Here is a 14,270-nt window from a genome sequence, read left to right on the forward strand (position 1 = left end):
TATGGATGACAGACCTATAGGTATTTTTGATTCGGGTATTGGTGGTACGTCTATATGGGGTGAAATCCAAGAATTAGTGCCATATGAAAATTGTATTTACTTGGCCGATAGTAAATATGCTCCTTATGGAGAAAAATCTCAGGAACGTATTCTAGAGCTGAGCATTAAGAATACCGAATATTTATTGAATCAAAATTGTAAATTAATAGTCGTTGCCTGTAATACGGCAACGACTAATGCAATTAGCTATTTAAGGTCCAATTATAACCTACCTTTTATTGGTATAGAGCCTGCTATAAAACCAGCGGCTATCAATACCAAATCCAAAATTATCGGAATCTTGGCAACAAAGGGTACATTGTCCAGTAGTTTGTTTCATAGCACCACCAAAAATCACGCTGCAGGAATTACCGTACTAGAACAACGTGGTACCGGTCTAGTGGAAATGATAGAGAATGGTCAGCTAAGAAGTAAAGAACTTTATCAACTCTTAGAAAGTTACATAAAACCTATGCTTGATCAAGGTATGGATTATCTTGTTTTAGGTTGCACCCATTACCCATATCTTATTCCACTTTTGAAAAAAATGTTACCAGAGCATGTCACAATTATAGATTCTGGAGAAGCTGTGGCCAGACAGACCAAAATCGTATTGGAAAAGAACGGTTTGTTGTCGAATGCCACTAAATTGGGTTCCCATCAATTTTATACTAATGGAGATGAAACAGTGCTGTCATCAATAATAGAAAGTACAACAGTTAAATACACTGTTCAATCTAAAGAGTTTTAAGTACGTTGTCTTTTTTTACATATGTCAAATAGGTAAAAGAAAGTTTGTGTTTTTCGTCTGCCGGATGAAACTCTTGTGTGGTTAGCATCCAATAGTTTTCATCAATTTCAGGGAAATACGTATCTGCATCTTCAAAAACACCATGTACACGTGTAAGCTCTATCTTGTCTGATTTCTTTTCGCCTTGTGTATAAATTTCCCCACCGCCAATAATGAAGGCAATTTCATTTTTTACGAGATCAATAGCTTCATCCAAGGAATGGACTACTATACATTCATCATAGTCAGTAGTGTAACTTTTATCTCTTGTGATGATTATATGGGTTCTGTTTGGTAGTGGTTTAGGAAAACTTTCAAACGTTTTTCTTCCCATAATAATTTTATGTCCGGTGGTTAGTTTTTTAAAACGTTTAAAGTCATCTGGTAGATGCCAAAGCAGATCGTTGTCTTTGCCCAAGGCATTATTTTCCGCTGCTGCGGCAATCATTATAAGTGTTTTCAAAGCAGTTTTTTTTTAGGTTCAATTTCTAAGGCTTCAGGTAATGGCAATTCTTCTTCAACTTCTTTTTGTAATTTAGAAATTCGCTGTTTTTGTTTTTCCACTAATTTTTCGCGCTGCGATCGTTCCCAGTCCTGGCCCATGAACTTATTGGTGATAAAGACATTGAAAACATGCAAAACAAATAGAAATCCCCAAAAGGTAATTGCCCAAACAAACCAATTGTACTCTTGCCCGTATTTTAAGATTTTATTGATCAGTACCAAAAAGACACTGCCTACAAGAAAGATTACAAAATGAGTATAGAGTCGTTTTTTTTGTCGTACTCTTTTTTGAGCATTCTCTAACAATTCATGTTGCTCTATGTCTAATTTGGAGGTGTTTTTATTCTTGGAAAACATACTCTTGCTATCTTTGATATAAAGATACACGAATTGTATTATACGCTATAACCTATGGATAAATTTAGAAAAGAATTCCCTGTGCTAAGAAAAGGAATTTACGCAAATACCGCTGTGTACGGCCCGTTGTATGATTCATTATTGGATTGGCGTCAAGAGCATGATTTAGATTTTTTACTTTCCGGTAGTGATATGCGAGGAGAGGCGCTAAAGGTAATATCGGACACGCGTTCTGCGGTAGGTACGTTTTTTAATTGCAAAAGAGAAAACGTAGCATTGGTCAATAATTTTTCTTCTGGACTAAATGTTCTGTTAGAAGGTTTAGATGTTAAAAAGAAAATATTACTTGTAGAAGATGATTACCCTTCATTGAACTGGAGTTTTGAAAAAAGAGGGTATGATATTGAGTATGTAAAACTCTCCAAACATGTAGAAGAGGAGATTCAGGAAAAAATAGAAAACAACAAGATAGATGTCTTGGCCTTGAGCCTTGTACAATGGTTAGATGGGTTTTCAATTGACCTCGAGTTTCTGAAAAAAATAAAAATACTGTATCCTCATGTACTTATTATAGCAGATGGAACCCAGTTCTGTGGTAGTACCAATTTTGATTTTAACAACTCTGGTATAGATGTGTTGGGGGCTAGCGCATACAAATGGTTATTGGCAGGCTATGGTAATGGATTTATGCTTTTTTCTGATCAAGTTAAAAATGAATTTGATTTGAATACTATTGGATTTAATTCTGCTGATGGAAATTTTGATAAGAAGAATTCAATTCGGTTTGCAAAACAGTTTGAACCTGGCCACCTTTCATCCATGAATTTTGGAAGTTTAAAATTCTCCATTGATTTTTTTGGAAGAATTGGTATGGAAAGGATAGCGGAGCATAACGGTAATTTGTCGTTAATGGCGAAAACCGAATTTAAAAAATTAGGGCTTTTGACCGATAGGGTTGTAAACAGAAAAAGCCATAGTACTATATTTAATATTAAAGCCAATGATGCGATGTATCAAAAATTATTGGAGAACGATGTCTTTTGCGCTCAGCGAGGTGATGGTGTTAGGTTAAGTTTTCATTTTTATAATACTGAATCAGAAATAGATGCCATTGTAAAAATCTTGAAAACAGGCAGATAGCTTTCGTGATTAAGTAATTTTGTAGGATAAAATTTCATTGTCCATCCATAAAGGATTTAAATTTTGAGAATTTGATAAAAATGTCTTATCCATTGTAAATGAGTGTTTTAATATGCTAATTTTGCCTAAAATATTAAATTCTGTATCATGGCAATTGCAAAGAAGTATTTAAAAACTAAGCCAGTATGTAAGGTTACTTTTACAGTGTCTCCAGAAGATGCAAAAAAGGTGGCTGTAGTAGGTGATTTCAATAATTGGAATGCAAAAAAGAGTGAATTAAAGAAACAAAAGAATGGTTCTTTTAAAGGTACTTTTGATTTACCTAAAGAGAACTCTTTTGAATTTAAGTACCTTGTTGATGGCGAGTACATAAACGATGCGCAGGCAGATCGTTACCAATGGAATGATTATGCCGGGTCTGAAAATGCAGTTTTAGAGTTGTAGAATAATAGCGAGTGTACAATATAAGAGCCCTTCAATTTTTGAAGGGCTCTATTGTTTTTATATTTAGACAAATGCTAAGCTATTTTAAATACACAATTTTTGTAACCGTGGGTTTTAGATTGGAAAGCTGTGGTTAACTGTAATCCAGATTCTTTGGCTAGCCAGTCAATAATTTGGTCATCATATTTTTGGGAAATTTCTGTGTGTATGGTTTCCCATTGATTAAAATGAACTGTAAGATCCAAAGATTCAATTCTCACGCTTTGCTCAATTTTAGACACCAAAAAGCTTTTTGCGGTTCCGGTTTCGGGGTCGTAAACTTCCCAATGTAAAAACTGTTCTAGATCAAAATTGCCTTCGAGCTCACTATTGATTCTTGCAAGTATATTTTTATTGAATGCAGCTGTAATTCCTTCTTGGTCATTGTAGGCATCTAAAATGGTCTGTGGATTCTTTTTTTGGTCAAAACCCATTAAAAGTAGATCGTTAGGCTGCATGAGTTGCTGAATTTTTTCCATAAACCCAACGGCTTGGTCATGCATAAGATTGCCAATATTTGAGCCGAGAAATAGAATGACCTTTCTGTTTTTTCTAGTATTTATCTCTTTCAGTGCTTCAAAATAAGTTCCTTGAAAAGGCTGTACGTTAACTTCTGGCAATTCTATTTTGCAGGAGTCATGTAGTTGATTTAAGGCGTTGTTGCTTATATCTATAGGCACGTAGGTAAAATCTATTTTTTTATCACTGAATTCTTTTAAAAGAATTTTTGTTTTTTTACCATCACCAGCCCCTAACTCTATTAGGTCAAAGGTGCCGGAACCGGAAAATAGTGCTGTAATTTCGTGTTTGTTTTGTTCAAGAATCTCATATTCGCAATTGGTCAAGTAATAGGTTGGCATTGCCATGATATCTTGAAAAAGCTTATCTCCTTTTTTGTCGTAAATATATTTTGACGATAGGTGTTTAGGGTAATCGGTTAAACCGGAATACACCTCTTTTTCGAATTCAGTTGTAACGGTTGGCGCTATGTTAGTGTCTTGCATAATTAGTATGTCGTAATTATTTGGCTAACCTTATACCGGTGAACTGCCATTTTAAATCTGTTTGAAAAAAATTTCGATATGTATGTCTTGCGTGTTTATTGGGTGTAGCTACTGAACTACCTCTAAGCACTTTTTGGTTTACCATGAATTTGCCGTTGTATTCGCCTAAAGCACCGTCTACTTTTTTGTAATTAGGGTAGGGTAGGTATGCACTTTCTGTCCATTCCCAGCGTTGTCCCCATGTGAACAAATGTTGTGAGGCTTCCCATTCAAATTCAGTGGGTAGTCTGCAGTCTTTAAATTGGGCATAAGCAAATGCCTCAAAGTAAGAAATATGTGTTACGGGAGCGTTTAAGTCAATTTCGGTTAGCCCGTTAAGACTATAATAGTGCCATTTTCCATCAATTTCATGCCAATATAAGGGTGAGTTTACATTGTTTTGTTGCACCCAGTCCCAACCGGCTGCATGCCACAGGTCAAAACGTTTATAGCCATCGTCTTTTATAAAATCAATATATTCTGCATTGGTAACTAGTCTGTTAGAGATTTGATAGTCATGTAGGTACACTTTGTGTCTTCCTAATTCATTATCAAAACAAAAATCTGTGGAATTATGACCTATTTCATAAATACCTTCTTTCATATGAAGCCAACGTTGTTCATCTTTATCAGCAGTGTATTCTATGAATGAGTCTGAATATTTAGGTAATAACGGATTGTTTCCTAAAATGTATTTTATATCTGTAAGTAATAATTCTTGATGCTGTTTTTCATGATGAATGCCAATTTCAAGAACTTCTAACAATGTTCGGTTTGTGTCAGATTCTAGCAATTTTATCATTGCCTTGGTAACATAATCTCTATATTCATACACCTTTTTAACGGAAGGTCTAGATAAATTACCACGATCGGCACGTACAACGCGTTTGCCTACGGTTTCGTAATAACTATTGAATACGAACGAAAAATCTTCATCGAATATTTGATACGAAGGATCGTAAGATTTTAGTATAAATTCTTCAAAAAACCAAGTGGTGTGACCTAGGTGCCATTTTGGGGGAGAAACGTCAATTATGGGTTGTACCACATAATCTTCAATTTCTAGGGGCTTACAAATAGCCTCGGTGTGCTCTCTAGTTTCTATAAAGAAATCTAAGAACGTATCAGTGCTGACCATGAAAACAATTTTATTGTAAGTTAAATAAAATTGCTCAATGGGTTTTGACCTTATAAATTAAGAAATTGATACTAAACAGCTACTATCCCTTTTATATGGGGATGCGGGTTATAGTCTTCTAGTGAAAAATCTTCGAATTTAAAATCGAAAATATCTTTAACATCAGGGTTAATTTTCATTTTCGGTAAGGGTCTAGGGTCTCTGCTTAATTGTAGTTCAACCTGCTCCATATGATTATTGTAGATATGGGCATCACCGAAAGTGTGTATAAAATCGCCAGCTTCGTATCCACAAACCTGTGCCATCATCATGGTGAACAAAGCGTAGGAGGCAATGTTAAAAGGTACACCCAAGAATATATCTGCACTACGTTGGTATAATTGACATGAAAGTTTGCCATCTGCAACGTAAAACTGAAAGAAGGCATGGCATGGTGGTAATGCTGCTTTACCGTTAGCTACATTTTCAGAAAAAGATTTAGAAGTATCTGGCAGTACGCTTGGGTTCCATGCAGAAACTAACATTCTTCTGCTGTTGGGGTTTGTTTTTAAGGAATGTACAACTTCTTTGATCTGATCAATTTCATCATTGTTCCAATTGCGCCATTGATGACCGTATACAGGTCCAAGATCACCGTTTTCATCTGCCCATTCGTTCCAAATACGAACCCCGTTTTCTTGTAAATATTTAATATTGGTATCACCTTTTAAAAACCACAATAGTTCATGTACAATTGATTTTAAATGCAGTTTTTTGGTGGTCACCATTGGGAAACCTTCGCTGAGGTCAAAACGCATTTGATATCCAAAAACACTTTTAGTTCCGGTTCCTGTACGGTCACCTTTTTGGTTTCCTTCTTTTAGAACATGTTTTAAAAGGTCGTGATACTGTTTCATAGCAATAGAATTAAATATAACGCCGAATATATTTATGGGCGGAATACAAAAATACTATTTAGATGAATTTTTGTAGTGAGAATAAAGTAAGGGTTATAAAATCTTATTAACTAAAATTATTATGGCAAGATCGCTTATCCTAAAATCATACCCGCAATTGTTGCAGAAAGTAAAGAAGCCAATGATCCGCCCAAAACAGCTTTCATTCCAAATTCAGATAGAGTCTTTCTTTGCCCTGGTGCTAAGGATCCAATACCACCGATTTGAATACCTATTGATGCAAAATTTGCAAAACCACATAACATATACGTAGCCATTATTACAGACTTGTTATACGTTAAATTGGCACCTGTGGTAATATCTTTTAATTCTGCTAATTGAATGTAGCCTACAAATTCGCTCGCTACTAGCTTTATGCCCAGTAACTGTCCCATTAGCATAATATCCTCATTGGCAACACCTATGAGCCACATTAAAGGAGCGAAAATAGTACCAAGTATAGCTTCTAGTGAAAACTTTGAATATGAGGTGTTATCAGCAATCCAACCATTAAGATTGGTCAAGTCCCCAGTCCATTCCAATATACCGTTGACCATGGCGATAATAGCAACAAATACCAAAAGCATGGCGCCTACATTGACAGCAAGTTTTAAGCCTTCTGTTGTGCCGTTTGCAATAGCGTCAAGAACATTGGCACCAATTTTTTCTGAAGAAACGTGTACATCACTGTTAACTTCTTCGGTTTGCGGATATAACATTTTAGAGATAACAATAGCGCCAGGGGCTGCCATAACGGATGCTGCCAACAAATGTTTGGCAAAAACTAATTGTAAAATTTCGTCTTCGCCACCTAAAAAACCTATGTATGCTGCCAATACTGCACCGGCAACTGTTGCCATGCCACCGATCATAACCAGTAGAATTTCTGAACGTGTCATCTTTTCTAAATAGGCCTTTATTAGAAGTGGGGCTTCGGTTTGACCAAGAAAAATATTTCCTGCGACCGAAAGACTTTCCGGTCCAGATATGCCCAATGTTTTTGAAAGTGCCCAAGCAAGCCACTTTACCACTTTTTGTATAAGTCCTAAATAGAACAATAGCGATGTTAATGCAGAGAAAAATATAATTGTTGGTAATACTTGAAAAGCAAAAATATATCCAAAGGTACCAGTGTCTACTACAAGCCCCTCAAAAAGAAACTTGCTGCCGGCCCGTGTGAATTCTAAAATACTTACGAAAATTTTACCTATTTGTTCAAAAACTAATTGTACAAAAGGCACTTTTAAAACTCCAATAGCAATGACCAATTGTAATACCAGACCAATACCTACTGTTTTCCAATTAATCGCCTTTCTGTTTGAACTGAATAAAAAAGCTAATAGCAAAAGAACCAGCATACCTAAAATACCTCTTCCCAGACTGTTGAGGCTAAATCCTTCATTGATTTCCATGTCCATTACATTGTTAGCGGAAACGTCTTCAACCAAAGTAGTATCGGTTGCGTTTTCTAATGGTATAGTTACGTCTACGTCTTGAGCAAATGTAATTGTGGTAAGAATTAGTGCAAAAAATAGCAGCCATTTGCCCTTTTTCATAAACTATAATTTAATGTTTAATTGCGTTTAGAGATTTCATCTCTCAGTTTTGCCGCTTTTTCGTAGTCTTCGTTGGTGACCGCCTTTTTTAATTCAGCCTCAAGTTCTTCAATGGTTAGTTCAGTGTAGCCATCGGTAGCACCAGAATCTATCTCAACCGTTTCACCTTCCTGTAGTATTTCATCTACCATAATGCTGTCGTCACTTTCTTTCTGGTCTTTCTCTTTAGAGGAAAACTTCAAGAATATACCTGCCTTGTCCAAAATGGTTTTATAGGTGAAAATCGGGGCGTTAAAGCGTAGTGCCAAGGCAATGGCATCACTGGTTCTTGCATCAATAATTTCTTCTATGCCATCTCTTTCGCAAATTATGCTAGAATAGAATACCCCATCTACCAATTTATGGATAATGACTTGTTTGATTACAATATCAAACCTATCTGAAAAGTTTTTAAACAAGTCGTGTGTAAGCGGTCTTGGGGGTTTTATTTCCTTCTCTAGGGCTATAGCTATAGACTGTGCTTCAAAAGCACCAATAACAATTGGTAACTTTCTGTCACCCTCAACCTCGTTCAAAATAAGTGCGTATGCACCATTTTGGGTTTGACTGTAAGAGATTCCTTTTATTTTTAATCGTACTAGACTCATAGATTTTAAACTAAAAAAGGCTGTTCGAATACTTGGGCTCCAATTATCCGAACAGCCCTTTAAGGGGCACAAAATAACAAAAATTTAGCCGTTTTGTGCTTTAAAATCCTTTAATTTTTCAATCAATTGAGGAACTACTTCAAAGGCATCTCCAACAATTCCATAATCTGCAGCTTTAAAGAAAGGAGCTTCAGGGTCGTTGTTGATGACAACTTTGGTTTTAGAGGCACTTACACCGGCTAAATGTTGAATGGCTCCAGATATACCAATTGCAATGTACAAATTACTGGCAACCGGCTTTCCTGTTTGTCCAACGTGTTCACCATGAGGTCTCCAGCCAAGATCTGAAACAGGCTTGGAGCAAGCTGTAGCGGCACCTAGTACATCTGCCAATTCTTCTATCATTCCCCAGTTTTCCGGTCCTTTAAGACCTCTACCTGCAGAAACTACGATATCGGCATCGGCAATGGTTGCTTTACCAACAACCTTATCTACTTCAATGGATTTTGTGTCATTGGTAATGCCATCGGTAGCGGCGCTAAATTCTTCGACCGAAACATCTGTGCTGTTTTCGTGAGCGCCAAACGCATTATTTGATACACCAACAATTTTAATATCGGTATCTATTTGTGTGTGTGCAAAGCCTTTATTACTGAAAGCAGTTCTTTTGACCATAAATGGTGAAGTGCTTTCTGGAGCTTGAACTACATTAGGTGCGTAGCCTGCAGATAATTTAGCGGACAATAGTGGCGCTAAATACTTGGTATCTGTGCTAGAACTTAAGATGACCACTTTGGCATCTGTACTTTTTACGGCTTCGGCTATTGTTGTTGCGTAAGCGCCTGCGTTAAATGTTGCAAGAGCCTCGTCTTTCACGTTCAACACCTTGGAAACCCCGTAGTTTCCTAAACTATCGTTTTCTTCGCTGTTGAATGATATTGCCGTGACGGTAGTGCCCATCATTTTGGCAACTTCAGCGGCGTAAGAAGCTACTTCGAACGCATTCTTCTTAAATTTTCCTTTTTCTGATTCTGTATATACTAAAACTGACATCTTTTCTTTTGTTTTTAATGTTTACCTAATAAAAAGGTGATTAAATGACTTTTGCTTCATTGTGCAATAAATCAACCAATTGATCTACACTATCGGCTAGTTTAACTTGACCTTTAGGAGCTGGTTTGTCGAATTTTTTATCCTCGGTTGCTTTAAGAGCATCAACAGGCTCAACCACGGTAAGGCTCTTTTTTCTTGCCATCATGATACCTCTCATATTAGGTATACGAAGATCACTTTCCTCTACAAGTCCTTTTTGGCCACCAACTACTAATGGTAAACTACTTGTCAATTTTTCTTTTCCACCATCAATTTCCCTAACTGCGGTAACATTGTCACCATCAATTTCAAGGCTAATACAAGAGTTGATGAAATTCATGTTCGTTAACGATGCCAAAATCCCAGGCACCATTCCGCCATTGTAATCAATAGATTCTCTACCGCCGATTACTAGATCGTAACCACCGTTCTTAACCACTTCGGCTAATTGTTGGGCTACCGAGAAACCATCTGTAGGTTCGGTATTTATTCTAAAAGCTTCATCTGCTCCAATAGCCAGTGCTTTACGCATTGTAGGTTCAACACTTGGTCCTCCAACAGTTGCAATATGTACTGATGCACCTTGTTTTTCTTTGAACCACATAGCTCTGGTCAGTCCAAATTCATCATTTGGGTTAATTACGAACTGTACACCATTGGTGTCAAATTTAGTATCGCCATCCGTAAAATTAATTTTGGACGTCGTATCTGGAACATTACTTATACAAACTAATATCTTCATGAGTAAAAACTTTATATCTAATGGTGACGAAGATAGCTAATAAAATCCAAATTTACTATGCATGCATAGTAAATTTTATAACTTTTTTTAAATCTGGCATTCTATTTTTTGATATTATATTTCCTATTTTTGCTTGCTTTCTAGCATTTAACAAAGAATAATTTTACCATACATGAAAACACTACAATTTAGGCAAGCAATAGCCGAGGCCATGTCCGAAGAAATGAGGAGGGATGAATCTATCTATTTGATGGGTGAAGAAGTAGCGGAATATAATGGCGCATACAAGGCTTCTAAAGGAATGTTGGATGAATTTGGCCCAAAAAGGGTAATTGATACTCCGATCTCCGAGCTTGGTTTTGCTGGTATAGGGGTTGGTTCCACAATGACGGGGAACAGACCTATTATAGAATTCATGACCTTCAATTTTGCTTTGGTAGGTATTGATCAAATAATCAACAATGCTGCCAAGATCAGACAAATGTCCGGTGGTCAGTTTCCTTGCCCTATTGTATTTAGAGGGCCAACTGCATCTGCAGGTCAATTAGCGGCAACGCATTCACAAGCGTTTGAAAGTTGGTATGCTAATTGTCCAGGGCTTAAAGTGGTTGTACCATCTAACCCTGCCGATGCAAAAGGATTATTAAAAGCTGCCATTAGAGATGACGATCCGGTTATTTTTATGGAGTCTGAGCAAATGTATGGTGATAAAGGTGAAGTTCCAGAAGGTGATTATACCATTCCATTAGGTGTTGCGGATATTCGTAGAGAAGGTAAAGATGTTACCATAGTTTCTTTTGGTAAGATCATTAAAGAGGCGGATAAGGCTGCCGATGAATTGGAAAAGGATGGCATTAGCTGTGAAATAATAGATTTACGTACTGTAAAGCCATTGGATTACGAAGCTATTTTAAAATCGGTAAAGAAGACCAATAGATTGGTCATCTTAGAGGAGGCTTGGCCGTTTGGTAACGTAGCAACAGAGGTTACGTATCACGTTCAGGCGCATGCATTTGATTATTTAGATGCTCCTATTGTAAAAATAAATACGGCAGATACACCTGCACCTTATTCTCCGGTATTATTGGAGGAGTGGTTGCCTAATCACAAAGATGTGGTAAACGCTGTTAAAAAAGTTTTATACAAATAAGATAAAGATATTGTAAAGTACCTTAGCTTCTCCGACCAAGTCTGGAGAAGCTTTTTTTATTGGTATGCTATTTGCCACAAAACATTATTATTGAACTACGTATTTTAATGAGAGGGATATTTTTTATAATCTTAAGTCTAAGCTTTTTTATGCTGCAGGGGCAAACCAAAATTGGTGGCATGGTTGTAGACGAGCAAGGTGAACCTGTATCCTTTGCCAATGTATTCTTTAAAAATTCCACAGAAGGTACCATTACCAATGATGATGGTAGGTTCTATTTGGAATCTGAAAATGATTATAATACGGTAATTATATCTTTTATCGGTTATACCGAGTATGAGCTTGAATTAAAAAACAAAGTCTCTTATGACCTGAAAATCATTATGGTCGAAGCTGCTGAGCAGTTAAATGAGGTGGTGCTAATATCGGGTAAGCAATCTAAAAAGAATAATCCGGCAGTCGATATCCTTAGAAAAATCTGGGCAAAAAAACGTCAGAATGGGGTTCGACAGTTTGATCAATATGCTTTTGATAAGTATGAAAAGGTAGAATTTGATTTAAATACCATTGACAGCGCCCTAATTAAAAGTAAAGTGTTTAAGGGTCTTGAATTTGTTTTTCAAGATTTGGATACCTCACGTATTACGGGTAAAACCTATTTGCCAATTTTCTTGAACGAGACTTTTTCTAAAGTCTATGGCGATAATAAGATCAAGGAAGAGAAAGAAGATGTTCTAGGGAATAAAAATTCAGGTTTTGAGAATAATCAAGCAATAATAGCTTTTGTGAAGGATTTGTATCAAGAATACGATGTCTATAACAACTACCTTAAATTTTTCGATAAAAGTTTTACGAGTCCTTTGTCCAAAACTGGGGTAGATGTCTATAACTATGCGCTAAGGGACAGTGCGTTTATTGATAACAAGTGGTGTTATAATATTGTATACTATCCTCGCCGTAAAAATGAATTGACCTTTAAGGGGGATTTCTGGGTAAATGACTCTACTTGGGCAATTAAGAACATCAATTTACAGGTAACCAAAAGTGCCAACATTAACTGGGTAAAAGAAATTTACATTGAACAAGATTTCGATGTGGTCAACGACTCTGTATTTCTTTTAAAAAGAGATTATATGTTGAGCGACTTTAGTTTCAATAAAAAGGAGGAGTCTAAAGGACTTTATGGCAAAAGAACTACGGTGTATGATAATTACGAATTCAATAAGCCAAAGCCAAAGGAAGCTTATAGAAAAGATCGTAACCCCTTAGATGTTACCCAAATTATCAAGGATGATGAGTTTTGGCAAAAAAATAGATTGGAAAGCTTAAATAAGGACGAACAGGGTATTTATAAATTGCTTGATACCTTGAAGACGGTGCCAAAATTCAAGACTTATTATAATCTGGTCAGCATATTGGGGTCTGGTTATGTTGAGGTCGATAAATGGAATTTGGACCTGGGTTCGGTATATGATTTTTTTGGGTACAATAATGCCGAAGGTGCTAGGGTTAGACTTGGTGCTAGAACGTATTTTGGCCAAAATGACCTTTGGCGTATAGAAGGATATACGGCATATGGGTTTAAGGATCATAAGTTCAAACATGGCTTGGCGGGTAAAATGCTCATCGATAAAAACAGTAGACTGATCATTTCTGGGGGGAATAGAAGGGATATAGAGCAACTTGGGGTTAGTTTGACCGCTACTAATGATGTTTTAGGGCGTAGCATAGCATCATCATCTTTGTTGACAGTAGGTGCTAATAACAGGTTGACGAATATCAACCTAAGTGCATTGAATTTTGAAATAGAACCGTTAACCAATTTAAAACTCTCCGTGGGTGGTACCTTTAGAACCTTGAGTTCTGCCTTGCCCGGTGATTTTAGTTTAGATTATGTAGATCCTGAATCTCCAACAGGTGTTTCGTCAGAAATACGACAGTTTGATTTTAATGCTCTTTTATTATATACCCCGGGTAAGAAAACCATTGGCTTTGGAGTTGAGCGTAGAGATGTCAATGATACCTATAGTACTATTTTACTGAATTATACCAAGGGGACCAAAGGCGTTCTTGATAGTGATTTTGATTACAGTAAGTTACAGTTTTCATATAGTCAACCTTGGCAATTGGGCGGATTTGGTAGATTGCTAAGTACGGTAGAGTTGGGTAAAACCTTTGGTGAGGTGCCTTTGGGCTTGCTGAGTGTGGTGCCGGGTAACCAGACCTTTTTCTCTAATTATGGTACTTTTCCAAATTTAGATTTCTATGAATTTGTGACAGATACCTATGCTGCAGTACATTTGCAACATAATTTTAATGGAAGGTTCTTTTCAAGGATTCCATTTTTAAGAAAGTTCAATTTAAGGGAATTGGTGGCTATACGCGGAGTGTGGGGAGATTTGTCTGATGAGAACATAGCATTGAGTGCTCCTGCTACCGTAAATACACCTTTAATGGCACCATCGGAAAAAATATATTATGAGTATTCTTTTGGAATTGGAAATATTTTCAAGGTATTTAGATTGGACTTCAATTTTAGGGGAAACTATTTAGAGAATCCAGATGCTAGAAAGTTTGGTGTAACAGGAACTTTTGGATTTGTCTTTTAATTCAGCTAATTTTTACAATTATAACAACTAAGCAACGTTTCAATA

Annotated in this window: 14 protein-coding genes; 5 read left to right on the plus strand and 9 right to left on the minus strand. The window is 36.5% G+C overall.

The features are described 5' to 3' along the window. The first annotated feature begins 1 nt into the window (after position 1). A complete protein-coding gene (murI, locus tag CSC80_RS18580) occupies positions 2 to 790 on the plus strand; it encodes a glutamate racemase (protein ID WP_099193436.1) in 789 nt (262 codons plus the stop codon). On the opposite strand, the gene CSC80_RS18585 is transcribed toward murI, so the two are convergent. Together CSC80_RS18585 and CSC80_RS18590 are read right to left on the minus strand one after the other, a co-directional pair. Further along, a complete protein-coding gene (locus CSC80_RS18585; RefSeq protein WP_099193437.1) occupies positions 777 to 1,277 on the minus strand; it encodes a dihydrofolate reductase in 501 nt (166 codons plus the stop codon). The genes murI and CSC80_RS18585 overlap by 14 nt on opposite strands. 11 nt (positions 1,278 to 1,288) lie before the next feature. Continuing rightward, positions 1,289 to 1,690, minus strand: coding sequence for a 2TM domain-containing protein (locus CSC80_RS18590; protein WP_071340210.1), 402 nt, complete (start codon positions 1,688 to 1,690; stop codon positions 1,289 to 1,291). Between the two features lie 54 nt (positions 1,691 to 1,744). Between CSC80_RS18590 and CSC80_RS18595 the strand changes: the two genes are divergently transcribed. Both CSC80_RS18595 and CSC80_RS18600 read left to right on the plus strand, forming a co-directional pair. Beyond that, positions 1,745 to 2,830: an aminotransferase class V-fold PLP-dependent enzyme gene (locus tag CSC80_RS18595; RefSeq protein WP_099193438.1), complete on the plus strand. Its 1,086-nt coding sequence runs from the start codon at positions 1,745 to 1,747 to the stop codon at positions 2,828 to 2,830. Between the two features lie 147 nt (positions 2,831 to 2,977). Beyond that, on the plus strand, positions 2,978 to 3,274 hold the full coding sequence (locus CSC80_RS18600; protein ID WP_058105286.1) for an isoamylase early set domain-containing protein: 297 nt from the start codon (positions 2,978 to 2,980) through the stop codon (positions 3,272 to 3,274). A gap of 74 nt (positions 3,275 to 3,348) precedes the next feature. Here the strand turns inward: CSC80_RS18600 and CSC80_RS18605 are convergent, their stop codons facing one another. From CSC80_RS18605 to CSC80_RS18635, 7 genes are all read right to left on the minus strand, one after another. Continuing rightward, positions 3,349 to 4,317, minus strand: a complete 969-nt coding sequence (locus CSC80_RS18605) for an L-histidine N(alpha)-methyltransferase (RefSeq protein WP_099193439.1) — start codon at positions 4,315 to 4,317, stop codon at positions 3,349 to 3,351. 16 nt (positions 4,318 to 4,333) lie between these two features. Then, complete coding sequence (egtB, locus tag CSC80_RS18610; RefSeq protein WP_099193440.1) at positions 4,334 to 5,494, minus strand: ergothioneine biosynthesis protein EgtB; 1,161 nt, start codon at positions 5,492 to 5,494, stop codon at positions 4,334 to 4,336. Between the two features lie 71 nt (positions 5,495 to 5,565). Beyond that, positions 5,566 to 6,390, minus strand: a complete 825-nt coding sequence (locus tag CSC80_RS18615; protein ID WP_074669894.1) for a thymidylate synthase — start codon at positions 6,388 to 6,390, stop codon at positions 5,566 to 5,568. Between the two features lie 134 nt (positions 6,391 to 6,524). Further along, positions 6,525 to 7,847 carry a nucleoside transporter C-terminal domain-containing protein gene (locus tag CSC80_RS18620; RefSeq protein WP_236973451.1) on the minus strand — a complete coding sequence of 441 codons (1,323 nt, stop codon included), beginning with the start codon at positions 7,845 to 7,847 and terminating at the stop codon, positions 6,525 to 6,527. 155 nt (positions 7,848 to 8,002) lie between these two features. Beyond that, complete coding sequence (locus CSC80_RS18625) at positions 8,003 to 8,632, minus strand: bifunctional nuclease family protein (RefSeq protein WP_058105291.1); 630 nt, start codon at positions 8,630 to 8,632, stop codon at positions 8,003 to 8,005. An 84-nt stretch (positions 8,633 to 8,716) separates the two neighbouring features. Further along, the gene (locus CSC80_RS18630) at positions 8,717 to 9,685 is read right to left on the minus strand and encodes an electron transfer flavoprotein subunit alpha/FixB family protein (protein ID WP_058105292.1); all 969 of its coding nucleotides are present in this window, start codon (positions 9,683 to 9,685) and stop codon (positions 8,717 to 8,719) included. Between the two features lie 40 nt (positions 9,686 to 9,725). Further along, complete coding sequence (locus CSC80_RS18635) at positions 9,726 to 10,466, minus strand: electron transfer flavoprotein subunit beta/FixA family protein (protein ID WP_058105293.1); 741 nt, start codon at positions 10,464 to 10,466, stop codon at positions 9,726 to 9,728. A 172-nt stretch (positions 10,467 to 10,638) separates the two neighbouring features. Between CSC80_RS18635 and CSC80_RS18640 the strand changes: the two genes are divergently transcribed. Both CSC80_RS18640 and CSC80_RS18645 read left to right on the plus strand, forming a co-directional pair. Further along, the gene (locus CSC80_RS18640) at positions 10,639 to 11,616 is read left to right on the plus strand and encodes a pyruvate dehydrogenase complex E1 component subunit beta (protein WP_058105294.1); all 978 of its coding nucleotides are present in this window, start codon (positions 10,639 to 10,641) and stop codon (positions 11,614 to 11,616) included. 107 nt (positions 11,617 to 11,723) lie between these two features. Continuing rightward, positions 11,724 to 14,225, plus strand: a complete 2,502-nt coding sequence (locus CSC80_RS18645) for a DUF5686 family protein (protein WP_099193442.1) — start codon at positions 11,724 to 11,726, stop codon at positions 14,223 to 14,225. The last annotated feature ends 45 nt before the right edge of the window (positions 14,226 to 14,270 follow it).

This window comes from Maribacter sp. 6B07 (genome assembly GCF_002700155.1).
Lineage (GTDB): Bacteria > Bacteroidota > Bacteroidia > Flavobacteriales > Flavobacteriaceae > Maribacter > Maribacter dokdonensis.

Excerpts from the sequence above, each read along its gene's own strand:
- egtB (WP_099193440.1), bottom strand. The coding sequence starts at position 5,494 with ATGGTCAGCACTGATACGTTCTTAGATTTCTTTATAGAAACTAGAGAG.
- CSC80_RS18640 (WP_058105294.1), top strand. The coding sequence starts at position 10,639 with ATGAAAACACTACAATTTAGGCAAGCAATAGCCGAGGCCATGTCCGAA.
- CSC80_RS18630 (WP_058105292.1), bottom strand. The coding sequence starts at position 9,685 with ATGTCAGTTTTAGTATATACAGAATCAGAAAAAGGAAAATTTAAGAAG.
- CSC80_RS18645 (WP_099193442.1), top strand. The coding sequence starts at position 11,724 with ATGAGAGGGATATTTTTTATAATCTTAAGTCTAAGCTTTTTTATGCTG.
- CSC80_RS18590 (WP_071340210.1), bottom strand. The coding sequence starts at position 1,690 with ATGTTTTCCAAGAATAAAAACACCTCCAAATTAGACATAGAGCAACAT.
- CSC80_RS18635 (WP_058105293.1), bottom strand. The coding sequence starts at position 10,466 with ATGAAGATATTAGTTTGTATAAGTAATGTTCCAGATACGACGTCCAAA.
- CSC80_RS18600 (WP_058105286.1), top strand. The coding sequence starts at position 2,978 with ATGGCAATTGCAAAGAAGTATTTAAAAACTAAGCCAGTATGTAAGGTT.
- CSC80_RS18605 (WP_099193439.1), bottom strand. The coding sequence starts at position 4,317 with ATGCAAGACACTAACATAGCGCCAACCGTTACAACTGAATTCGAAAAA.
- CSC80_RS18595 (WP_099193438.1), top strand. The coding sequence starts at position 1,745 with ATGGATAAATTTAGAAAAGAATTCCCTGTGCTAAGAAAAGGAATTTAC.
- CSC80_RS18620 (WP_236973451.1), bottom strand. The coding sequence starts at position 7,847 with ATGGACATGGAAATCAATGAAGGATTTAGCCTCAACAGTCTGGGAAGA.
- CSC80_RS18585 (WP_099193437.1), bottom strand. The coding sequence starts at position 1,277 with ATGATTGCCGCAGCAGCGGAAAATAATGCCTTGGGCAAAGACAACGAT.
- CSC80_RS18615 (WP_074669894.1), bottom strand. The coding sequence starts at position 6,390 with ATGAAACAGTATCACGACCTTTTAAAACATGTTCTAAAAGAAGGAAAC.
- murI (WP_099193436.1), top strand. The coding sequence starts at position 2 with ATGGATGACAGACCTATAGGTATTTTTGATTCGGGTATTGGTGGTACG.
- CSC80_RS18625 (WP_058105291.1), bottom strand. The coding sequence starts at position 8,632 with ATGAGTCTAGTACGATTAAAAATAAAAGGAATCTCTTACAGTCAAACC.